This is a genomic window from Rhizobium sp. 01T444 (assembly GCF_056398305.1).
This window is the reverse complement of record NZ_JBFTPD010000011.1, coordinates 22489-43387: the sequence shown is the minus strand read 5'-3', so window position 1 is coordinate 43387 and position 20899 is coordinate 22489. Positions and strand designations below refer to the sequence as shown.

Genomic DNA, 20899 nt, shown 5'->3' with positions numbered 1-20899 from the left:
TCCTTCTCATCCCATCGTCATCCGCCGCAATACATCTGTCTTCCAATAGAACTGGTGGACCAGCGCACCAAAGACATGCGCGACGATGACGATCCAGAGGATGAGCTTCAGGACGTCGGCATGCAGCGCGCCCAATGCTTCCACACCCAAATAATAGACCCCGATGCCTGAAGCCGGCAGGGCGAGCAGCAGCAGATAGAGGCTCGCATGCGCCAGCCGTGCGGCGAGCCGAAAGATCGCCGGTTCGTCTGCGGCTTCAGGCGGTACGCCCTGCACGAAGCGCAGGCCGAGTCTCAGGATTGTCATAAGCAGGATTGCGATACCGACATAGGCGTGGATATTGGCCGAAGCGATCTGTTCGGGTGATGGCGTGCCGCCATGGCGGATAAGCCGGTACCAGGCATTCATGCCATCAGGGAAAAGAAGGTTGAAGAGGACCAGGAGCACGGTCGCCCAGTGAAGGAAACGCTGGGAGAGACTGTAGCCGGACACGACACGACACGACACGACACGATCATTCATTTTCTTGGCTTTCGTCAAATAGTTAGCGAAACTTGCCCACCAAATAAAAACGCCGCCTGCCCGAAGGCAAGCGGCATTATGAATGATTGCTGATATTTAATCTTACAGATGGATCGGCTTGAAGAAGGCGGCCAGTGCTGCCTCCTTCACGGCCTCCGACATGGTCGGATGCGCATGGCAGGTGCGGCCGAGGTCTTCTGCCGAACCACCGAATTCCATCAGCACGGTAATCTCGTGGATCATCTCGCCGGCGCCGAAGCCGACGATATGACCGCCGAGCACCTGGTCGGTTTCCTTGTCGGACAGGATCTTCACGAAACCTTCGGTCGCCAGCATCGCGCGGGCGCGGCCGTTTGCTGTGAACGGGAACTTGCCCACCTTGTAAGCGACACCGGCGGCCTTCAGCTCTTCCTCAGTCTTGCCGACGGAGGCGACCTCCGGCTGCGTGTAGACGACGCTCGGGATGACGTCATAGTTCACATGACCGTGCTGGCCAGCGAGGATTTCGGCAAGTGCCACACCTTCGTCTTCGGCCTTGTGCGCCAGCATCGGACCCGTCACGACGTCGCCGATCGCGTAGATACCTTCGACATTGGTCTTGAAGTGGCTGTCGATTTCAACACGACCGCGATTGTCGAGCTTGACGCCAGCTTCTTCGAGACCAAGGCCTGCCGTGTAGGGAATGCGGCCAGTGGAAATCAGGACGACATCCGCTTCAAGCGTCTGCGCAGCGCCGCCAGCGACCGGCTCGAATGTCACCTTGGCGCCCTTGTCGCCCTTCTCGACGCCAGTCACCTTGGAACTCAGCTTGATGTCGATGCCCTGCTTGCCGAGCATGCGCTGGAACTGCTTTGAGACATCGGCATCCATCGCGCCGAGGATCTTGTCGAGAAATTCGATGACGGTGACCTTCGCACCGAGTCGCGACCAGACCGAACCAAGCTCGAGGCCGATGACACCGCCACCAACGACGATCATCGTTTCCGGCACTTTTTCCAGTGCAATGGCGCCGGTGGAGGATACGATGATCTTCTCATCGATATCGACCTTCACGCCCGGAATGCCGGCGACGTCGGAACCGGTGGCAATGACGATGTTCTTGCCTTCGATTTCTTGAACCGTGCCGTCTTCGGCGGTCACCGAGACCTTGCCGGCGGAGACGATCTTGCCGGTGCCGTGGAAGGCATCGATCTTGTTCTTCTTGAAGAGGAAGGCAACGCCGTCGACGTTCGACTTTACCGTCGCATCCTTGTGCGCCAGCATCTTTTCGAGATTGAGCTTCGGAGCGGCGACCTCGATGCCGAGCTCTTCCATGTGATGCGTTGCGTGGAACATCTCGGAAGCGTGCAGCAGCGCCTTGGAGGGGATGCAGCCGACATTCAGGCAGGTGCCGCCGTAAGTGGCGCGCTTCTCGACGACGGCAACCTTGAGGCCGAGTTGCGCAGCCTTGATTGCCGCGACATAGCCGCCAGGGCCGGTTCCGATAACAATCACATCATAGGACATTACTTTTTCCCTTTGCGTTATTGACTAGCGCCCGCCGCTCACATTGAGGATCGCGCCTGTTATGTACGATGCCGAAGACGAAAGCAGATAGACGATCGCATCGGCCACCTCCTCCGCCTGTCCGGTTCGCTTCATCGGGATCGATGAAGCCATTTCTTTCGGCCTGTCCGGCTGCCCGCCGGAGGCATGAATATCCGTTTCGATGATGCCGGGACGGATCGCATTCACCCTGATACCCTCGGCCGCGACTTCCTTGGAAAGTCCGATCGTGAACGTATCTATGGCTGCCTTCGATGCGGCATAGTCGACATATTGTGCCGGCCCGCCAATCACCGCCGCCATGGAGGAGACATTGACGATCGCGCCGCCTTGTCCGCCATGCCGGGTGGACATGCGCCGCACTGCCTCGCCGGCGCAAAGGATCGAACCCGTCACATTGATCCGCATCATCCGCTCGAGGCGCTCGGCCGACATTTCATCGACACGTGCGATGTAATCGACAATACCGGCATTGTTCACCAGCCCATCCAGCCGCCCGAAATGCCTATCGATCGCCTCGAACATCGAGACGATATCGGCGGCATTGCCGACATCGCCCTTGATCGCGATCGCATTGCCGCCAGCCTTCTTGATCTCCGAGACCACGGCATTTGCCGCCTCTTCATTCGAGGCATAGTTCACCGCAACGCGCCAGCCGTGACGTGCGGCAGCCAGGCAGGCTGCAGCACCTATGCCACGGCTACCACCGGTAACGAGAAGAACGGGACTGTCGGTCATTGTGCACATCCCTTGAAATCGAGGACGTCCCAGGGAGCGACGGTCGCCTTGCCGTCACCCCAGGCGGAAGACTGGCGGATCGCTGGGCCGAGGCCGGGAAAGACGATCTTTTCGGTTGCCGGGCTGTCGCCGGACTGCAGGTTATCGAGCCCGCCATCGGCACTTGCGCGATAGACGAAGCCCTGCCAGACCGTGCAGCCATCGAGATCGGCACCCGTGACATCGCCATCCGGGCAGTTGAACAGGACCATGCCCATGGTGCGCTCCGGATCGTCCGAGGACATGACATAGCCATCCATGACGACTGAGGTCTTGAGCGCGCTGAGCTTGAACTGGTGGCTTGACGACACGGCTTCAGACGTAATCGGCGAAAAGCGCAGTTCGTAGGCGCCATCGCGATCAGCGTAGATCGCCTTGCCCTGCTGGCAATCGGCGGCAACGGCCGAAGCCGGCGCGCAGGAAAGCGCGGCGATCATCATCGCAACTACACTTTTCTGCTTGGTCAGCATGTGCCCTGCCCGTTCATTTGTGGTTCGGCTCCCTGCGCCCGTCGGCATTCTCGGTGACCTGGAAATCCGTCAGCAGCACCAGCGGACGCCCGTCCTTGTCCAGTCCCCAAAATACCGGATAGAAGCCATCGCCCCAGCCACTCCAGAATATCGCCACATTGCCCTTCTTGCCGGCGATCGGCCGGTGCAGGTCATAGACCCCCTTGTTGGCATCGAGTTCGGAGGCGACCACGTCATAGTAGTTCACGTCGGAATCCGGCTTTGCAGCCTGCACCTGCTGCTCGCGTTGCCCGATCAGATCAAGCGTGTCGGCATCCATGTAGCTGCCGAGACCGGCATCGACGGGATAGCCGAAGATCTCGTCATCCTTCAGCGTAGCGACATCCTGGCCCGGAATGGTCGCAAGCTCCCAGTGATCGGGCTTACCCTCGGCAATGCGCATGCTTGACGCCGCAACCCGCCCGAAAGCCTCGTAGAGCCGTACCGGATATTCACCGACAGGAACCGTCTTTGCCAATGCCGGCCGATCCGGCTGTGCCAACGGATCGGCGGCAACGATACGGCCCGAGGTCAGTTCGACATTGCCCATGTCGACAGTCTTGATGTGGCGTGCGGAAAGCTCGGCATCATCAAGCGATACGAAGTCGAAATTGCTGCTCGCCTTGTTCACATCGAAGGCGAGAGCCGAGACCGGCATGAAGGCAACCGTGGCGCAGAACACTGCGCCCGCCGCTCGCATGATCCGGTCTCGCATGGCAGATCGCTCCGCTTAGAGGTCCAGAACCAGACGTTCCGGATCTTCCAGGCTTTCCTTGACGCGCACGAGGAAGGTCACGGCTTCCTTGCCGTCGACGATGCGGTGGTCGTAGGAGAGAGCCAGATACATCATCGGGCGGATGACAACCTGACCACCGATGGCAACCGGACGCTCCTGGATCTTGTGCATGCCGAGAATGCCCGACTGCGGGGCGTTGAGGATCGGCGAGGACATCAGCGAACCGTAGACACCACCATTGGTGATGGTGAAGGTGCCGCCCTGCATCTCAGCCATGGAGAGCGAGCCGTCACGGGCTGCCTTGGCGAGACGGCCGAGTTCCTTCTCGATTTCGGCGATTGACATCTGGTCGGCGTCACGGATGACGGGAACGACGAGGCCCTTGTCGGTACCGACAGCCATGCCGACATGGCAGTAGTTCTTGTAGATGATGTCGGTACCGTCGATCTCGGCGTTGACGGCCGGCAGTTCCTTGAGCGCGTGCGTGACGGCCTTGGTGAAGAAGCCCATGAAGCCGAGCTTCACGCCGTGCTTCTTCTCGAAGACATCCTTGTACTTATTGCGCAGGTCCATGACGGCCTTCATGTCCACCTCGTTGTAGGTGGTGAGCATCGCAGCCGTGTTCTGTGCATCCTTGAGGCGCTTGGCGATCGTCTGGCGCAGGCGCGTCATCTTCACGCGCTCTTCGCGTCCCGCATCTTCTACCGTCGAAGGACCGCGCGGGGCGGCAGGCGCTGCCGGTGCAGCGGCTGGAGCTGCTGCAGCCTTGGCGACAGCGGCGATGACATCACCCTTCAAAACCTGGCCGCGCTTGCCGCTGCCATCAACCTGATCGGCCGAGAGATTGTTTTCCGCCAGCATCTTTGCCGCAGCCGGAGCCGGCGGCATGGAGGATACGGAGGCGGCCGGAGCAGCAGCGGCAGCAACCGGAGCAGCTGGCGTCGGAGCAGGTGCAGCAGGTGCTGCTGCCGGGGCAGCCGCACCTTCGGCGATCTGGCCGAGAAGCGCACCGAGACCAACCGTCTCGCCAGCCTGGGCGACGATTTCCGAAAGCGTGCCGGATGCCGGAGCCGGAACTTCGATGGTCACCTTGTCGGTTTCAAGCTCGAGAATGGGCTCGTCGGCCTTCACGGCATCGCCGACCTTCTTGAACCAGGTGCCGACGGTTGCCTCGCTGACGGATTCACCGAGTGTTGGAACGCGGATTTCTGTGGCCATTGTTCAAATCCTGATTGTGCTTGTTATCGTGTTAGACAGCGGTCCCGGCTTAGGGCCGGAGAATGACGGAGGGCATTGGCAAGACGTCGAAACGAAAACCGAAGCCGGAAGTGATGATCGGGTCCGCATCGGCAAGCGCGTGCGCTGCTGCCTGGTCTGCAACCTCGACGATCGCGATACCGAAAGCCCCTTCACCCTCGAAGACAGGACCAACGGCAATCGCCGATCCTGCAAGAACGTTCTGGTGCCAATATTCGGCATGGCGTTTCATCGCCGCCATTTCCTCCCCGGTCCCGTCATGCGGGAATGTGGAGCGCGGCGGCACAAGTCTCATGAAGAAATATGCCATCGCGCTCCCCCTTTTTTGTTAGCCGCCCAGCGCATCCTCGAGGAACGCGGCGAGCTGCGACAGATGCTTTGACATCAGGCCCGTTGCCGGCGAAGCGGCGGCCGGGCGACCCGTATAGCGAACGCGCTGGTACTTCGCATCGATATGGGCGAGCACCCATTCCAGATACGGGTCGATGAACGACCATGCACCCATGTTCTTCGGCTCTTCCTGGCACCACACCATCTCTGCATTCCGGAAGCGGGACAGCTCGTTGATGAGCGCCTTGGCCGGGAACGGATAGAGCTGCTCGATACGCAGCAGGTAGATGTCGTCGATACCGCGCTTTTCGCGCTCTTCCAGCAGGTCGTAATAGACCTTGCCGGTGCAGATGACGACGCGACGGATCTTGGCATCCTTCTGCAGCTTGATCGGGCCATCCTTGATGACCTCCGCATCGTCCCACAGGAGACGGTGGAAGGAGGATTCGCCAGCCATTTCGGCAAGCGTCGAGACAGCGCGCTTGTGGCGCAGCAGCGACTTCGGCGTCATCAGGATGAGCGGCTTGCGGAAATCGCGCTTCAGCTGGCGGCGCAGGATGTGGAAGTAGTTCGCCGGCGTCGTGACGTTGGCGACCTGCATGTTGTCTTCCGCGCAGAGCTGGAGATAGCGCTCCAGACGGGCGGACGAGTGTTCCGGACCTTGGCCTTCATAGCCATGCGGCAGCAGGCAGACGAGGCCCGACATGCGCAGCCACTTGCGTTCGCCAGACGAGATGAACTGGTCGAACACGACCTGCGCACCGTTTGCGAAGTCGCCGAACTGGGCTTCCCAGAGCGTCAGCGCATTCGGACGAGCCAGCGAATAGCCGTATTCGAAGCCGAGAACGGCTTCTTCCGAAAGCATCGAGTTGATGACTTCGTAACGGGCCTGTGTCGGCGACAGGTTCGCGAGCGGAATGTAGCGCTCTTCGGTTTCCTGATCGTAGAGAACCGAGTGGCGCTGCGAGAAGGTACCGCGTTCGCAATCCTGACCGGACAGACGGATCTTGTGGCCCTCGACGACGAGCGCGCCGAAAGCCAACGCTTCGGCCATCGCCCAGTCGAGACCTTCGCCACTCTGGACCATGTTGGCGCGGTTTTCCATGAAGCGCTGGATCGTGCGATGCGCGTTGAATCCAGCCGGAATCTCCGACAGCTTGCGGCCGATATCCTTGAGCGTTTTCATCGGCACGGCAGTCTTGCCGCGGCGCTGTTCGTCGGCATTGTCAGCCGTGCGCAGGCCGGACCATTCGCCGTCCAGCCAGTCGGCCTTGTTCGGCTTGTAGTGCTGGCCAGCTTCGAACTCCTGCTCGAGATGGGCGCGCCAGTCGGCCTTCATCTTTTCGACTTCGCCGTCGGTGAGCAGGCCTTCGCGAACGAGACGGTCTGCATAGAGCTGCAGGACTGTCTTGTGACCACGAATGACCTTGTACATCTTCGGCTGCGTGAAGGACGGCTCATCGCCTTCATTGTGGCCGTAGCGGCGATAGCAGAACATGTCGAGCACGACAGGCTTGTGGAATTTCATGCGGAATTCCATCGCGATCTTCGCCGCATAGACCACGGCTTCCGGATCGTCGCCATTGACGTGCAGGATCGGTGCTTCGATCATCTTGGCGACGTCGGACGGATAGGGCGACGAGCGCGAAAAGGCCGGGTTCGTGGTGAAGCCGATCTGGTTGTTGATGATGACGTGCATCGTGCCGGCAACGCGATGGCCGCGCAGACCGGACAGGCCGAGGATTTCGGCAATGACGCCCTGGCCGGCAAAGGCCGCGTCGCCGTGGATCAGGAGCGGCAGAACCTTGGCGCGTTCCGACAGCGGAATGATGTCGCCGTCCCAGACGGTGGCACTCATGTCCTGCTTGGCGCGCGCCTTGCCCATGACGACCGGGTCCACGATCTCGAGGTGCGACGGGTTTGCCGTCAGCGAGACGTGCACCTTGTTGCCGTCGAATTCGCGGTCGGAGGAAGCACCCAGATGGTACTTCACGTCGCCTGAACCTTCGACCTCATCAGGCGCATAGGAGCCGCCCTTGAACTCGTGGAAGATGGCGCGGTGCGGCTTGCCCATGACCTGGGAAAGCACGTTCAGGCGACCGCGATGGGCCATGCCGAACACGGCTTCCTTGAGGCCGAGATGGCCGCCACGCTTGAGGATCTGTTCGAGTGCCGGGATCAGTGATTCACCGCCGTCCAGGCCGAAGCGCTTGGTGCCCTTGAACTTGACGTCGAGGAACTGTTCGTAGCCTTCGGCTTCGACGAGCTTGGCGAGGATCGACTTCTTGCCTTCAGCCGAGAAAGCAACGCCCTTGTCCGGACCTTCGATACGTTCCTGGATCCATGCCTTTTCTTCCGGATTGGAAATGTGCATGAATTCGACGCCGAGGGTCGAGCAATAGGTGCGCTCGAGGATCTCGATCATCTCGCGGAGGGTCGCATATTCGAGGCCGAGCACGTTATCGATGAAGATCTTGCGATCGTAGTCGGCAGCCGTGAAGCCGTAATTTTCGGGCGAAAGCTCGTGATAGTCGTCGACCGGGGCGGCGATGCCAAGCGGATCGAGCTTGGCGTGCAGATGGCCACGCATGCGATATGCGCGGATCATCATGATGGCGCGGACGGAATCGCGCGTCGCCTGCAGCACGTCGGCGGCGCCTGCCGGCTGGCCGGCGGCTTCGGCCTTCGCCTTTACCTTGGTCTCGATGACCTTTTCGACGATGCCCCAGTCGCCGTCGAGCGCCGAGACGAGATCGCCGCTTGCCTGCAGCGGCCAGTTCTTCTTGCGCCAGGATGCTCCCTTGGCCGCCTTCTTCACATCAGCAGGATCGTCTTCCAGCGCCTTGAAGAAGGACCGCCACTGATCGTCGACCGAGTTGGGATCGTCTTCATAACGGGCGTAGAGCTGCTCGATATAGGCAGCATTGGCGCCATCCAGAAACGAGGTGATCTGAAATTGCTCGTTGGCTTCTTGCCGTGCCATGGTGTTACGCGGACGCTTCCGCCCGCCTCCTGACTTAGATGAATTTGCCGGCTTCATCGCCGGCTGCCGCATTCCGATTGCCGCCTGTCCGCGGCGCATCCGCATTGAGTAAGTGGAGAGCCGGGCGGAGGCCAGGATGCCGTTCCTCCGCCCGGGGTATATAAGTTGGTTTAGCCCTTGAGGACTTCAACCAGCGTCTTGCCGAGGCGAGCCGGAGACGGCGACACCTTGATGCCTGCCGATTCCATCGCCGCGATCTTCGATTCAGCGTCGCCCTTGCCACCGGAAACCACAGCACCGGCATGGCCCATCGTGCGGCCCTTCGGCGCCGTACGGCCCGCGATGAAGCCCGCCATCGGCTTCTTGCGGCCCTTCTTGGCCTCGTCCTTGAGGAACTGCGCTGCGTCTTCTTCAGCCGAACCGCCGATTTCGCCGATCATGATGATCGAGGTCGTGGCTTCGTCGGCGAGGAACATTTCGAGCACGTCGATGAACTCGGTGCCCTTGACCGGGTCGCCGCCGATGCCGACAGCCGTCGTCTGGCCGAGACCTTCGTTGGAGGTCTGGAAGACAGCTTCGTAGGTCAGCGTGCCAGAACGGGAAACGATACCGACCGAACCCTTGCGGAAGATCGAGCCCGGCATGATACCGATCTTGCATTCTTCCGGCGTCAGGATGCCTGGGCAGTTCGGACCGAGCAGACGCGACTTGGAGCGCTCGAGGCGAGCCTTGACGCGCACCATGTCCATGACCGGGATGCCTTCGGTGATGCAGGTGATGAACGGGATCTCGGCGTCGATCGCCTCGATGATCGCATCGGCTGCACCTGCCGGCGGAACATAGATGACGGACGCGTTGGCGCCGGTCTTTTCCTTGCCTTCGGCAACGGTTGCGAAGATCGGCAGGCTTTCGCCCTTGGAGCCGGTCCAGGTTTCGCCACCCTTCTTCGGGTGAATACCACCGACCATCTGCGTGCCGTAGTAAGCAAGCGCCTGTTCGGTGTGGAATGTACCGGTCTTGCCGGTCAGACCCTGAACAAGGATCTTGGTGTCTTTGTTGACGAGAATAGACATGCGGGGCCTTTGTCTAGAAGAGGTTGGAAGACGTAAGAGACGCGCGACGATAGATGCCGCTGACGACCTCCTGCCAAGTATCGCTGCCTGCAGGCGAAAAGCTGACGCCCATCCGGTAGCAGTCTTCATTTTCAAATGTGAACGCGGTGCGCTGCCTTCCGCGCGGAGAAGTCTTGATCAGCACGAGTTCATCGCCATTCCACGCGCCGGAAGCCGGCGTGGGCGGAGCAAAACCGACGCTGTCGAACTGGTAGAGTTTGTAGCTCTGGTCCGAACTATCGAAGCCGAAAACATTGCGGGCTTCGAAGGAAACTTCGCCGTCGCGCATCTGGCAGTAACGCTGCTCGAGGAAAAATCCGCCGAACAGCGCCTCGCCAGAAAGCGAAGCGCTGGCCTTGCCTTCTTTTGTCCACGCCGAAGCCGCGACATGCTCTTCCCCCTCCCAGACACCGGCAAAGGCATCGAGGCGGAGATGAGCAGCACTGGGCGTGGACTGGAAAGCCATGACCGTTCTCAACCGTTGATCGCAGCGACGATCTTCTTGGCCGCATCGTCGAGATCGTCAGCCGCCGTGATCGCCAGACCCGATTCGTTCAGGATCTTCTTGCCGAGATCGACATTCGTGCCTTCAAGGCGAACGACGAGCGGAACCTTGAGACCGACTTCCTTGACCGCGGCAATGACGCCCTCGGCGATGACATCGCACTTCATGATGCCGCCGAAGATGTTGACGAGAATGCCTTCCACCTTGGGGTCAGCGGTGATGATCTTGAAGGCTGCAGCGACCTTCTCCTTGCCGGCGCCGCCGCCGACGTCGCAGAAGTTTGCCGGCTCCTTGCCGTAAAGCTTGATGATATCCATCGTCGCCATGGCAAGGCCAGCACCGTTGACCATGCAGCCGATGTTGCCGTCAAGCGCGACATAGGCGAGGTCCCACTTGGAGGCCTCGATTTCCTTGGCGTCTTCTTCCGTCTCGTCGCGAAGCGTCTTCACGTCGTCGTGGCGGAAAAGAGCGTTGCCATCGAAAGACATCTTTGCATCGAGAACGCGCAGGTGGCCATCCTTCATCACGATCAGCGGATTGACCTCGAGCAGGGCCATGTCCTTCTCGCCGAAAGCCTTGTAGAGCGCCGGGAAGAGCGTCTTGGCGTCTTCGGCAGCCGCACCGTCAAGCTGAAGCGCCTTGGAGATCGCAGCAACGTCGGAAGCTGTCACACCAGCTTCCGGATCGATGGCGATCGTGTGGATCTTCTCAGGCGTATCGTGAGCGACTGCTTCGATATCCATGCCGCCTTCGGTCGAAACGACGAAGGCCACCTTGCCGACCGAACGGTCGACCAGGAGCGAGCAATAGAGCTCGCGAGCAATGTCGGCACCGTCTTCGATGTAGAGGCGATTGACCTGCTTGCCGGCTTCGCCGGTCTGCGCGGTTACCAGCGTATTGCCAAGCATTTCCTTGGCATGCGCAACGACTTCATCGATCGACTTGGCGAGACGGACACCACCCTTGGCATCCGGGCCGAGTTCCCTAAACTTGCCCTTGCCGCGGCCGCCTGCATGGATCTGGCTCTTGACCACGTAGAGCGGGCCGGGAAGCGACCTGGCGGCAGCCTCGGCTTCTTCAACCTTGAGGATCGCCACACCCTGCGCGACCGGCGCGCCATAGCCCTTCAGCAGAGCCTTGGCCTGATATTCATGAATGTTCATGGGTTTATCCCTATTTCGATAACTTCAGCGCACCAGTTACTTGAGGGCGGGCGCGATGTTGATGCAGGCTTCGCAGAGACCGGCGACGGCGCCGACCGACTTGTCGAAGGCGTCCTTCTCGGTCTTGTTGAGATCGATCTCGATGATGCGCTCGACGCCACCGGCACCGATGACCGTGGGAACGCCGACATACATGTCCTTGACGCCGTACTGGCCCGTCAGGTGGGCAGCGCAAGGCAGAACGCGCTTCTTGTCCTTGAGGTAGGATTCAGCCATTTCGATCGCGGAAGCAGCCGGAGCGTAATAGGCCGAACCGGTCTTCAAGAGGCCGACGATTTCGGCGCCGCCGTCACGGGTGCGCTGGATGATTTCTTCGAGGCGTTCCTTGGTGACCCAGCCCATGGTGACGAGGTCGGTCAGCGGAATGCCGCCAACGGTGGAATAACGAGCGAGCGGCACCATCGTGTCGCCGTGGCCACCGAGAACGAAGGCCGTGACGTCCTGAACGGAAACGTTGAATTCCTTGGCGAGGAAAAGACGGAAGCGCGAAGAGTCGAGAACGCCGGCCATGCCGACGACCTTGTTGGCCGGCAGGCCGGAGAACTTCTGCAGCGCCCAAACCATCGCGTCGAGCGGGTTGGTGATGCAGATCACGAAAGCGTTCGGAGCATACTTCTTGATGCCGGCGCCGACCTGCTCCATGACCTTGAGGTTGATACCGAGAAGGTCATCGCGGCTCATGCCCGGCTTGCGCGGAACGCCGGCAGTGACGATGCAGACGTCAGCGCCTTCGATCGCGGAATAGTCGCTGGCGCCGGTCAGATTGGCGTCGAAGCCTTCAACCGGGGAGGACTGTGCGATGTCGAGACCCTTGCCCTGGGGGATACCGTCGGCGATGTCGAAGAGGACGATGTCGCCCAGTTCCTTCAGGCCGGCGAGATGCGCCAGCGTGCCACCAATCATGCCAGAACCGATGAGTGCGATCTTGTTACGCGCCATTTCGCTTTTCCTTTGCGATCAAAATCCGTCGGGCGACGCGCGGGCATCGCCCAATGCCGCAATCGCATAGACCTAAAGCCAAAAAATGGCAATCCATTATTTTTGGTGCAGCAATTTCAATCGTTTAGATATTAAAATTCTTACGTAAACGTAAGATCAATTGTCACCAAAGTGTTACTCGGCAGCTCGCCGTTCATGATGCGCCGCAAGATATTCCGCGCTTCTCATCTCAAAAAGACGAGATGTCGTACGATCGAATTCAAAGCCTTCGGTGCCGCGTCTTTCGACGAGCAGATCTTCGGGCATGGCGGCGGCGGAAGCATAGAGGCGGGTGCCATGATCGTAGAACGTATCGATCATAATGATGAGGCGTTTGATCTGGTTCCGCTTTTCAGGGCCGAGCAAGGGAATGTGATCGAGGAAGATCGTATCGAAGCGTTCGGCGATGGCGAGGAAATCGACTGCACCCAACGGCTTTTCGCAGAGATCGGAGAAGGAGAATCGCGCCATGCGATCGACGGCGAGCGGCACATGGATTGCCCGCCCCTTCATGGCAATGTCCGTCGGCTGCGCCTTGCGACCGTGCAGCGCCTGCGTCCACGACGCGTCCATTGCCATGTCGGTGCGCTCGTCGATTGGGACGAGATAGACCGGCTGACTGTTCAGCTTCTCCATCCGGTAGTCGGTCGGCGAATCGAGCGAAACGATCTCGACATGTTTTTTGAGGAGACCGACGAAAGGCAGGAAAAGCCCGCGATTGAGGCCGTCCTTGTAGAGATTGTCGGGCTCGACGTTCGAGGTCGCCACCAGCACGCAGCCGCGCGCGAAAAGCTCGGAAAACAGCCGCGACAGGATCATCGCATCGGCGATATCGGTGACGGTGAATTCGTCGAAGCAGAGCAGTTCCGCTTCCCCGAAAAGGGCAGCGGCGACCGGCGGCATCGGATCGGCCTGCTTCGTCTCGCCGTTCTTCAGCTTCAGCCGGTGAGCAGCGATGCGATTGTGCACATCGGCCATGAACTCATGGAAATGCGCGCGCCGCTTTTTCCGGCAGGGCGCCATTTGGAAGAACATGTCCATGAGCATCGTCTTGCCGCGCCCGACGCTGCCATGGATATAGAGGCCCTTGATGCCGCTCTCCGTCTTCTTCTTGGATGCAAACAGCCAGCCGAGCGCGCTGCTCTTGGCGGCAGGCCGTTTCTGCTTGAGAGAGGCAAGCACCCGGTCAAGACACTTGGCCACATCCATCTGGGCGGAATCAACCTGCAACGTCTCCGAAGCCGTCAGCGATTTGAGCTGCTCGGTGACGCTGAGCGAATAGTCTGGCATTGGCTGCATGAGGGCTTGTCCGCCTATGCGCAACCGGCGGAACCCCGCCGGATTGAGTTACCGGCTGAGGGTGATCGGCTGCCCGGTCGAGGTCTGGCCATTGAAGCTGTTGTCGGCAACCTTGTAGACGGAACCGATCTGGTTGCCGCTGCGGTCCTTGAGCAGAACCTGCTTGCCGGAAACTTCCCAGGAACCCATAGCCGTCAGCTCGCCAACACAACCGCGCGTACCGCCGCGCGATCCGCTGCCGAGATTGGTGAGCGTCAGGAACATGTCGCAGGTACCGTTGACACGCCAGCTGCCGACCATCGATTCCTTGGTGACATCAAGAGAGGTCGCGGGTGCTGCGCCACCCTGCTGAACACCAGCCATCGGCGCCGTCGAGGTCGGCGCGGCAGGAAACTGCCCGGCCGGCGGCGGAAGCTGGCCGCCCTGCACGGAGGGTACCGGCTGCGCGGTCAACGGCGGAGGTGCGTTGTTACTGCTGTAATCATATGAGGTGCGCTGGCATCCCGCCAAGGCCAGAGCGGCCGTTAGACCCGTCACCACATATCGCAACTGCATCATTAAGCTCCCGAATGTCCGTCTCAACCGCAGAGATATTTCAATTGTAGGTTCGAATTACCGTATTTCACTTTGGTTAATCAAGTCAGCACAACGCAAATCGGCCTTCGTGACACCTATAGCAAGGCCGGCACAATTCAACCGACCGCTCGCCGGACTTCTTGCTGATAAAATATGTCAGCAAGGTGTTGTGCTCGACCGTCCGCTTCCTGACCAAGTTTGATTCGCTCGGCGAAGTCCTGATAACGCTCAATTGATGTCGCGAGAAAGGATTGGATACGCTTGGGCGGCAGACCCTCGCCCATCTCGCGCGTCTGGCTTTTGACGATCACCAATTCATGAATCGCCTTGCGCAAGCCCTCATCGATGGTGACTGCCGCCAGACACTGCATCATGTTCATCGGCGGCAGCTTCTGAAACTCATTCGAGCGCATCCATTCGAGCGCAATTGCCGGACGGATCGCATATAGCAGCTTCTTGAGCTTGATTGGCCCGTCCCCATGCATCTGCCAGTGACTGCGCAGCAGACCGACATAATGCAGCGCGACCTTCTGCGGCAGCATGATCTCGTCAAGCACGCTGGAAAGACGGCTGCGAAATCCGGGCTCTTCTTCATAGGCGATTGGCGATTTTACCCATTCGACGACAACGGCATTGCCTTTGAGGGCAAGCAGCAGCGCCTTGCGCAGATCCCAGCCACCAGTGTCTATATCACCCACGATCGGAAACTCGATTACATCCCGATGCGAGACCAGTCCGATATGGTCAGCGACCGGACGGACATAAACGAAACGGCAATCATAGTCGCTGTCTGGCGAGGGAAAGCCCCAGGCGCGGCTTCCGCTTTCGATCGCAAAACCGATGCGTATACCATGCTGTTTCACCGAGGCGAGCCGCGATCGGATTTCGGCGACCGCCTCGGAATCAAAATCTTCAATGCCGGCTGAAGCGTCAGCACTCACACGCGACGCTCGACCATCATCTTCTTGATTTCGGCGATTGCCTTGGCCGGGTTCAGACCCTTCGGGCAGGTCTGCGCGCAGTTCATGATCGTGTGGCAACGATAAAGGCGGAACGGATCCTCGAGATTGTCGAGACGTTCGCCAGTCGCTTCGTCACGGCTATCGATCAGCCAGCGATAGGCCTGCAGCAGGACGGCCGGACCGAGGTAACGGTCGCCGTTCCACCAGTAGCTCGGACAGGAGGTCGAGCAGCAGGCACAGAGGATGCACTCGTAGAGGCCGTCGAGCTTCTGGCGGTCCTCATGGCTCTGCTTCCATTCCTTGGCCGGCGTCGGCGAAACCGTCTTCAGCCAGGGCTCGATGGAGCGATGCTGGGCATAGAAATTGCTGAGGTCAGGAACCAGATCCTTGACAACAGGCATATGCGGCAGCGGGTAGATCTTCACCGTGCCCTTGATGTCGTCCATGCCCTTGGTGCAGGCGAGCGTGTTCGTGCCGTCGATGTTCATCGCGCAGGAACCGCAGATGCCTTCACGACAGGAACGGCGCAGCGTCAGCGTCGGGTCGATCTTGTTCTTGATGTAAAGAAGCGCATCGAGAACCATCGGCCCGCAATCGTCGACATCCACGTAGAAGGTGTCGATCGACGGGTTCTGGCCGTCATCCGGGCTCCAGCGATAGACGCGAAACTCACGAGTGTTCTTGGCACCCGCCGGCTTCGGCCACACCTTGCCTTCGCGCATCTTGGAATTCTTGGGGAGAGCGAGTTCAACCATGTCAGGTTCCTCTGATCAGTATACGCGGGCCTTCGGCTCGATCTTGTGGGGATCGATGCCGTCTGCGATGAGGTCGGTGTGGACAGGCCGGTAATCGAGCTTCACATCACCAGCCTCGTTCACCCAGGCCAGCGTGTGCTTGCGCCAGTTGACGTCGTCGCGACCTGCGAACGGACCTGACGTATAGTCTTCGCGGGCATGCGAGCCGCGGCTTTCCTTGCGGGCTTCGGCGCCGTAGATCGTGGTGATGGCATTGGCCATCAGGTTCTGCAGCTCGAGCGTTTCGACGAGGTCGGAATTCCAGATCATCGAGCGGTCGGTGACCTTGATGTCCTTGAGTTCGCCCCAGATTTCCGAAAGACGACGGCAGCCGGATTCCAGCGATTCCTGCGTACGGAACACCGCCGCATCTTCCTGCATGGCGCGCTGCATCTTCTCGCGCAGCACCGCCGTCGGCGTGCCGCCGCTAGCATGGCGCAGACCGTCGAAACGATCCATGATCTTGTCGCAGGCGGCGATGTTCAGCGCCGGCACCGGCGATGCACGGTCAATGACCTCGCCGGCGCGGATCGCCGCAGCGCGACCGAAGACCACGAGGTCGATCAGCGAATTGGAGCCAAGACGGTTTGCCCCGTGAACCGAGGCGCAGCCGGCTTCACCGACAGCCATCAGGCCGGGGATGATGCGTTCCGGATTGGAGCTGTCAGCATTGAGCACCTCGCCCCAATAGTTCGTCGGAATGCCGCCCATGTTGTAGTGAACGGTCGGCAGAACCGGGATCGGTTCGCGGGTCACATCGACGCCGGCAAAAATCTTGGCGCTCTCGGAAATGCCCGGCAGGCGCTCATGCAGCACGGCCGGATCGAGATGATCGAGGTGCAGGAAGATGTGATCCTTGTTCTTGCCGACACCGCGGCCTTCGCGGATTTCCAGCGTCATGCAGCGCGAAACGACGTCACGCGAGGCCAGATCCTTGGCCGACGGCGCATAGCGCTCCATGAAGCGCTCGCCTTCGGAGTTGACGAGGTAGCCGCCCTCGCCGCGCGCACCCTCGGTGATCAGACAGCCGGAGCCGTAGATGCCGGTCGGGTGGAACTGCACGAATTCCATATCCTGCAGCGGCAGGCCGGCACGGGCAACCATGCCACCGCCGTCGCCGGTGCAGGTATGGGCCGAGGTCGCGGAGAAATAGGCGCGACCGTAACCGCCGGTCGCGAGCACCACCATCTTGGCCGCGAAGCGATGGATCGTGCCATCGTCCAGGCACCATGCGATCACGCCGGTGCAACGGCTGCCGTCATCGGACATGATGAGGTCGAGCGCGAAATATTCGACGAAGAATTCGGCATTGTTGCGCAGCGACTGGCCGTAGAGCGTGTGCAGGATGGCGTGGCCGGTACGGTCGGCAACGGCGCAGGTGCGCTGCACCGGCGGGCCTTCACCGAAATTCTGCATGTGGCCGCCGAACGGACGCTGATAGATCTTGCCTTCCTCGTTGCGCGAGAAGGGCACGCCGTAGTGCTCCAGCTCATAGACCGCCTTCGGCGCTTCCATGGTCAGATACTGCATGGCGTCGACGTCGCCGAGCCAGTCGGAACCCTTGACAGTGTCGTAAAGGTGCCACTGCCAGCTGTCAGGCGTCATGTTCTGCAGCGAGGCAGCGATGCCGCCCTGGGCCGCAACCGTGTGCGAGCGGGTCGGGAATACCTTGGTGATGCAGGCCGTGCGGAAGCCCTGTTCGGCCATGCCGAGCGTGGCACGCAGGCCGGCGCCGCCGGCGCCGACGACGATTACGTCATAGGAATGGTCGACATAGGTGTAGGCCTTCCCATTCTGAGCGGGTGAAGACGTTGCCATGATACGGTTATCCTACGAATGCAATTTTCAGAATGGCGAAGAGACAGAGGCCGGCGATCAGAACCGCGAAGAAGGTGTTCAGCATCAGGAGCAGCAGCTTGCCGATCTCGCCGTGAACATAGTCTTCGATGATGACCTGCATGCCGAGCTTCATGTGGATAGTGCCGGATATGATCATCAGGCCCATGATGACGGCGACGAACGGGTTCGAGAGGGCGCGAACCACGTCGGCATAAGGCGCACCCGCATAGACGATCATGAAGATCGCGAAAAAGATGATGAGGGGTACGTTGGCAACGGCCGTCAGGCGCTGGCGCCAAAAGTGATCGGTGCCTTCCTTGGCGGAACCGAGGCCGCGAACCTTGCCCAGAGGAGTGCGCATATCCATGAGTGCGACCTTCAGAAGCGAATGATGAAGCCGATCACCCAGACCAGCACGGTCAGACAGAGCGATCCGATGATATTGGCGATGGCGAGCTTGGTCGAGAATTCTTTCTCGAAACCATGTCCGAGGTCCCACATGAAGTGGCGGAAGCCGCCGAGCAGGTGGTGGATCAGCGCCCAAGTGTAACCGAGCAGGACGAGCTTGCCGATAATACTGCCAAGCACCCAGTTGGCCCAGTCATAATAGCCCTGGCCGCTGGCAGCAGCGATCAGCCACCAGGCAATCAGCAGCGTGCCGAAGTACAGAGCGCCACCGGTGATACGGTGAACGATGGACATGACCATGGTGGGAATTGGCTTGTAAATTTGTAGATGCGGCGACAGGGGCCGGTTTGTCACATTCGCCATCAGAACCTCGCGGCGTCTTCTCTTTGCCCTTGATGTCAGGGGCATTTCTCAGTCAACCACACGAATGACAAAATTCTGTGTGCGTTGCATCATTGTCGACGTTTAATCACCGAAACCCCTGACGACAAGCATAATTGCTGCCTGCTTTTAATTTAATCGATTCGCGTTACCGGGAAGTTTTCAACTCGATGAAACTCGTCTCTTTCGCTCAATTTCTAAGCTGACCGCACGCCTGCGTGGACAAGCCCCGCCTTTTGGCGCAATCTGGCGTTAACGATTTGTTAGCGTTTCGGAGTTTGGTCCATGTTTCGCAGTCTGTCCAAGACCATCCTTGCTCTCCTTGCGGTGCTGACAGCGCTGCCTGCAGCAGCCGGAGAGCGCCACTTCGATCATCGCTTTCCGCGCCATGGCGGCTTTAATGACGGCGTCTTCCTCGGCAGGCGCACCCAGTGGGATAGCGGCTTGCACTTCACACGCGACAACGTCATCCGCTATCGCCCGCGCACCCCTTTTCTGAAGCAGTTCAACTATCCGGGGACAAGCCGCTATGGCCGCGGCAATATCGTCGTCATTGCGTCCCAGCCCCAGAGCTATGACCAGAACTACGGGAGCAATGGCCTCTACGCCGGATCGTCCTATGCCTACCAGACGGATGGCGGAACCTATGTCGGCGGCGACGGGTTCTATCGTCTGGCTACGCCGGAACGTAACCTTGCCCCGAAGGCCAAGGTGATCGATGTCGGCATCGCCGATGACCCCTGCTCTTATGAGGCCAATGTCTGTGTTATCCGGCCCTAGGGCCTGAACCGCCAGACAGTCGTCTTCTTGACCTCGCTGTCTTCGAGCGCCCGGGTGACGGGCACTTCATAGACGGCGCAGAATTCCAGCCTGTCTTTCGGCAAATAGGCGCGTCCGGGATCGCCGACCAGCACGTCCTTGCCCCCGGCCGCGAGCGTCTCGAACCAAGGCACCAGCGCACCGGCTAAGGATTTGTCGTAGAAAACGTCGCCGGCGAGAACCACATCCGCATCGACATTCAGACCGATGAGATCAGCCCCGGTGAAATCCAGCGAGACCGAATTGGCAGCCGTATTCAGCCGCACCGCCGTCTGCGACCACGGGTCGATATCGGAGGCCGTCACCTTGGCTGCGCCAGCCTTGCTTGCGGCAATTCCCACCAATCCGGAACCGCTCGCGAAATCCAGTATGCGCTTTCCCTTGACCGTTTCGCGGTGATCGAGAACATAGCGCGCCAGCCCCTGCCCGCCCGCCCAGGCAAATGCCCAGAAAGGCGGCGGCAGGCCGATCGCCTCCAGCTCTTCTTCCGTCTTCAGCCAGAGCTCATGGGCCTCGCTGGCCAGGTACAGCCGGATCTCCGGTACATGCGGCGGCGCAAGCAGGCTGGTATTGGCGCGGATGAAGGTTTCCGGGTCGGTTTTCAAAGCTGCTCAGCGCGGCGGGTTGTCAAAACCGCCCATGCGGCAGACCTCGGCCCATTCGTCATCCGTCACCGGCTGCACGGAAAGCCGCATCGAGGTGACCAGTGACATCTTGGACAGCTTTTCGTTTGCCTTGATATCCTTCAGCGTCACCGGCTTCGGCACATCCACGACGGCACGGATATCGACACAATCCCAGCGATCGTCGCCCTTCGCCGTCGAATCCGGATGCGAAAGCGCGCAGACCTCGACGATACCGACGATCTCCAGCCCGTCATTGGAATGATAGAAGAACCCCTTGTCGCCGATCTGCATGGCCCGCATATTGTTGCGCGCAAGGTAGTTGCGCACACCGGTCCATTCGGTACCCTTCTCGCCAGCCGCCTTCTGCTTTTCCCAGGACCAGGCTGCGGGCTCGGATTTATAAAGCCAGTGCGCCATCCCGCTTAAGCCTCCGGCTTGTTGAAGACCCAGTTAAAGGGCTTCACCTCGACGCTTTCGAACAGGCCGGCGAGTGCATAGGGATCGGCAGCGCCGAGTGCCTTGGCATCATCAGCTGTTTCGGCATGGACCATCACGAGGCTGCCGTTCGGCTTGCCTTCGGCATCGAGGAACGGGCCGGCCATGGCAAGCTTGCCTTCGGCATTCAGCTTGTTGAGATAATCGAGATGGGTCGAGCGCGTTTCCATGCGCACGTTGAGATGGCCGGGCTTGTCCTTGCAGAGAAGGGCGAAAAGCATGT

General features: G+C 60.1%; 23 protein-coding genes. 1 reads left to right on the top strand and 22 read right to left on the bottom strand.

The window, feature by feature from the left end; translation table 11 throughout:
• Positions 1-6: 6 nt before the first annotated feature.
• From AC1DTN_RS16590 to sdhC, 19 genes are all read right to left on the bottom strand, one after another.
• A complete protein-coding gene (locus AC1DTN_RS16590; RefSeq protein ID WP_477921813.1) occupies positions 7-522 on the bottom strand; it encodes a cytochrome b in 516 nt (171 codons plus the stop codon).
• Positions 523-624: 102 nt separating this feature from the next.
• A complete protein-coding gene (gene lpdA / locus AC1DTN_RS16585; RefSeq protein ID WP_439016764.1) occupies positions 625-2028 on the bottom strand; it encodes a dihydrolipoyl dehydrogenase in 1404 nt (467 codons plus the stop codon).
• A 24-nt stretch (positions 2029-2052) separates the two neighbouring features.
• On the bottom strand, positions 2053-2805 hold the full coding sequence (locus AC1DTN_RS16580) for an SDR family oxidoreductase (RefSeq protein ID WP_113324716.1): 753 nt from the start codon (positions 2803-2805) through the stop codon (positions 2053-2055).
• A complete protein-coding gene (locus AC1DTN_RS16575; RefSeq protein ID WP_439016765.1) occupies positions 2802-3314 on the bottom strand; it encodes a hypothetical protein in 513 nt (170 codons plus the stop codon). Before AC1DTN_RS16575 ends, AC1DTN_RS16580 begins: the two co-directional genes overlap by 4 nt.
• 13 nt (positions 3315-3327) lie before the next feature.
• Positions 3328-4068 carry a DUF4241 domain-containing protein gene (locus AC1DTN_RS16570; protein WP_477921807.1) on the bottom strand — a complete coding sequence of 247 codons (741 nt, stop codon included), beginning with the start codon at positions 4066-4068 and terminating at the stop codon, positions 3328-3330.
• 15 nt (positions 4069-4083) lie between these two features.
• Entirely contained in the window at positions 4084-5307 is a 1224-nt protein-coding gene (gene odhB, locus AC1DTN_RS16565) for a 2-oxoglutarate dehydrogenase complex dihydrolipoyllysine-residue succinyltransferase (protein WP_477921806.1), read from the bottom strand.
• Positions 5308-5356: 49 nt separating this feature from the next.
• Positions 5357-5656, bottom strand: a complete 300-nt coding sequence (locus tag AC1DTN_RS16560) for a YciI family protein (RefSeq protein WP_477921804.1) — start codon at positions 5654-5656, stop codon at positions 5357-5359.
• Positions 5657-5674: 18 nt separating this feature from the next.
• Positions 5675-8659, bottom strand: coding sequence for a 2-oxoglutarate dehydrogenase E1 component (locus AC1DTN_RS16555; RefSeq protein WP_477921802.1), 2985 nt, complete (start codon positions 8657-8659; stop codon positions 5675-5677).
• A gap of 170 nt (positions 8660-8829) precedes the next feature.
• Positions 8830-9732: a succinate--CoA ligase subunit alpha gene (gene sucD, locus AC1DTN_RS16550; protein WP_477921801.1), complete on the bottom strand. Its 903-nt coding sequence runs from the start codon at positions 9730-9732 to the stop codon at positions 8830-8832.
• A gap of 13 nt (positions 9733-9745) precedes the next feature.
• Positions 9746-10237 (bottom strand): DUF1579 family protein, encoded by a 492-nt coding sequence (locus tag AC1DTN_RS16545; RefSeq protein WP_439016767.1) that lies wholly within the window; start codon positions 10235-10237, stop codon positions 9746-9748.
• An 8-nt stretch (positions 10238-10245) separates the two neighbouring features.
• Positions 10246-11439, bottom strand: a complete 1194-nt coding sequence (gene sucC, locus AC1DTN_RS16540; RefSeq protein ID WP_310384986.1) for an ADP-forming succinate--CoA ligase subunit beta — start codon at positions 11437-11439, stop codon at positions 10246-10248.
• Positions 11440-11475: 36 nt separating this feature from the next.
• Positions 11476-12438 (bottom strand): malate dehydrogenase, encoded by a 963-nt coding sequence (gene mdh, locus AC1DTN_RS16535; protein ID WP_477921797.1) that lies wholly within the window; start codon positions 12436-12438, stop codon positions 11476-11478.
• A gap of 174 nt (positions 12439-12612) precedes the next feature.
• On the bottom strand, positions 12613-13776 hold the full coding sequence (gene zapE, locus AC1DTN_RS16530; protein WP_477921795.1) for a cell division protein ZapE: 1164 nt from the start codon (positions 13774-13776) through the stop codon (positions 12613-12615).
• Between the two features lie 48 nt (positions 13777-13824).
• Entirely contained in the window at positions 13825-14331 is a 507-nt protein-coding gene (locus AC1DTN_RS16525) for a protease inhibitor Inh/omp19 family protein (RefSeq protein WP_439016770.1), read from the bottom strand.
• Positions 14332-14468: 137 nt separating this feature from the next.
• On the bottom strand, positions 14469-15392 hold the full coding sequence (locus AC1DTN_RS16520; RefSeq protein ID WP_439016771.1) for a nucleotidyltransferase domain-containing protein: 924 nt from the start codon (positions 15390-15392) through the stop codon (positions 14469-14471).
• Positions 15290-16069 (bottom strand): succinate dehydrogenase iron-sulfur subunit, encoded by a 780-nt coding sequence (locus AC1DTN_RS16515; RefSeq protein WP_310384993.1) that lies wholly within the window; start codon positions 16067-16069, stop codon positions 15290-15292. The genes AC1DTN_RS16520 and AC1DTN_RS16515 overlap by 103 nt, the downstream gene beginning before the upstream one ends.
• Before the next feature lie 15 nt (positions 16070-16084).
• Entirely contained in the window at positions 16085-17926 is a 1842-nt protein-coding gene (gene sdhA, locus AC1DTN_RS16510; protein WP_037101745.1) for a succinate dehydrogenase flavoprotein subunit, read from the bottom strand.
• 7 nt (positions 17927-17933) lie between these two features.
• Entirely contained in the window at positions 17934-18314 is a 381-nt protein-coding gene (gene sdhD / locus AC1DTN_RS16505) for a succinate dehydrogenase, hydrophobic membrane anchor protein (protein WP_113324704.1), read from the bottom strand.
• Between the two features lie 11 nt (positions 18315-18325).
• Complete coding sequence (sdhC, locus tag AC1DTN_RS16500; RefSeq protein WP_310384996.1) at positions 18326-18718, bottom strand: succinate dehydrogenase, cytochrome b556 subunit; 393 nt, start codon at positions 18716-18718, stop codon at positions 18326-18328.
• Positions 18719-19021: 303 nt separating this feature from the next.
• Between sdhC and AC1DTN_RS16495 the strand changes: the two genes are divergently transcribed.
• Entirely contained in the window at positions 19022-19516 is a 495-nt protein-coding gene (locus AC1DTN_RS16495; RefSeq protein ID WP_477921791.1) for a hypothetical protein, read from the top strand.
• Here AC1DTN_RS16495 and AC1DTN_RS16490 read toward each other — a convergent pair.
• The 3 genes from AC1DTN_RS16490 to AC1DTN_RS16480 are packed head-to-tail and all read right to left on the bottom strand — an operon-like array spanning position 19513 to position 20897.
• Positions 19513-20160 (bottom strand): class I SAM-dependent methyltransferase, encoded by a 648-nt coding sequence (locus AC1DTN_RS16490; RefSeq protein WP_310385000.1) that lies wholly within the window; start codon positions 20158-20160, stop codon positions 19513-19515. The genes AC1DTN_RS16495 and AC1DTN_RS16490 overlap by 4 nt on opposite strands.
• Before the next feature lie 6 nt (positions 20161-20166).
• Positions 20167-20598, bottom strand: coding sequence for an EVE domain-containing protein (locus AC1DTN_RS16485; RefSeq protein WP_113319736.1), 432 nt, complete (start codon positions 20596-20598; stop codon positions 20167-20169).
• A gap of 5 nt (positions 20599-20603) precedes the next feature.
• Entirely contained in the window at positions 20604-20897 is a 294-nt protein-coding gene (locus AC1DTN_RS16480; RefSeq protein WP_007814473.1) for a YciI-like protein, read from the bottom strand.
• Between the last annotated feature and the right edge of the window lie 2 nt (positions 20898-20899).

What these genes read in the sequence shown, in the direction of transcription:
- AC1DTN_RS16575 (WP_439016765.1), bottom strand. Translation starts at nt 3,314, where the DNA reads ATGCTGACCAAGCAGAAAAGTGTAGTTGCGATGATGATCGCCGCGCTT.
- AC1DTN_RS16545 (WP_439016767.1), bottom strand. Translation starts at nt 10,237, where the DNA reads ATGGCTTTCCAGTCCACGCCCAGTGCTGCTCATCTCCGCCTCGATGCC.
- odhB (WP_477921806.1), bottom strand. Translation starts at nt 5,307, where the DNA reads ATGGCCACAGAAATCCGCGTTCCAACACTCGGTGAATCCGTCAGCGAG.
- AC1DTN_RS16570 (WP_477921807.1), bottom strand. Translation starts at nt 4,068, where the DNA reads ATGCGAGACCGGATCATGCGAGCGGCGGGCGCAGTGTTCTGCGCCACG.
- AC1DTN_RS16485 (WP_113319736.1), bottom strand. Translation starts at nt 20,598, where the DNA reads ATGGCGCACTGGCTTTATAAATCCGAGCCCGCAGCCTGGTCCTGGGAA.
- AC1DTN_RS16555 (WP_477921802.1), bottom strand. Translation starts at nt 8,659, where the DNA reads ATGGCACGGCAAGAAGCCAACGAGCAATTTCAGATCACCTCGTTTCTG.
- mdh (WP_477921797.1), bottom strand. Translation starts at nt 12,438, where the DNA reads ATGGCGCGTAACAAGATCGCACTCATCGGTTCTGGCATGATTGGTGGC.
- sucC (WP_310384986.1), bottom strand. Translation starts at nt 11,439, where the DNA reads ATGAACATTCATGAATATCAGGCCAAGGCTCTGCTGAAGGGCTATGGC.
- sucD (WP_477921801.1), bottom strand. Translation starts at nt 9,732, where the DNA reads ATGTCTATTCTCGTCAACAAAGACACCAAGATCCTTGTTCAGGGTCTG.
- AC1DTN_RS16580 (WP_113324716.1), bottom strand. Translation starts at nt 2,805, where the DNA reads ATGACCGACAGTCCCGTTCTTCTCGTTACCGGTGGTAGCCGTGGCATA.
- lpdA (WP_439016764.1), bottom strand. Translation starts at nt 2,028, where the DNA reads ATGTCCTATGATGTGATTGTTATCGGAACCGGCCCTGGCGGCTATGTC.
- AC1DTN_RS16480 (WP_007814473.1), bottom strand. Translation starts at nt 20,897, where the DNA reads ATGCTTTTCGCCCTTCTCTGCAAGGACAAGCCCGGCCATCTCAACGTG.
- zapE (WP_477921795.1), bottom strand. Translation starts at nt 13,776, where the DNA reads ATGCAGCCAATGCCAGACTATTCGCTCAGCGTCACCGAGCAGCTCAAA.
- AC1DTN_RS16495 (WP_477921791.1), top strand. Translation starts at nt 19,022, where the DNA reads ATGTTTCGCAGTCTGTCCAAGACCATCCTTGCTCTCCTTGCGGTGCTG.
- sdhA (WP_037101745.1), bottom strand. Translation starts at nt 17,926, where the DNA reads ATGGCAACGTCTTCACCCGCTCAGAATGGGAAGGCCTACACCTATGTC.
- AC1DTN_RS16590 (WP_477921813.1), bottom strand. Translation starts at nt 522, where the DNA reads ATGAATGATCGTGTCGTGTCGTGTCGTGTCGTGTCCGGCTACAGTCTC.
- AC1DTN_RS16515 (WP_310384993.1), bottom strand. Translation starts at nt 16,069, where the DNA reads ATGGTTGAACTCGCTCTCCCCAAGAATTCCAAGATGCGCGAAGGCAAG.
- sdhD (WP_113324704.1), bottom strand. Translation starts at nt 18,314, where the DNA reads ATGGATATGCGCACTCCTCTGGGCAAGGTTCGCGGCCTCGGTTCCGCC.
- AC1DTN_RS16560 (WP_477921804.1), bottom strand. Translation starts at nt 5,656, where the DNA reads ATGGCATATTTCTTCATGAGACTTGTGCCGCCGCGCTCCACATTCCCG.
- AC1DTN_RS16525 (WP_439016770.1), bottom strand. Translation starts at nt 14,331, where the DNA reads ATGCAGTTGCGATATGTGGTGACGGGTCTAACGGCCGCTCTGGCCTTG.
- sdhC (WP_310384996.1), bottom strand. Translation starts at nt 18,718, where the DNA reads ATGGCGAATGTGACAAACCGGCCCCTGTCGCCGCATCTACAAATTTAC.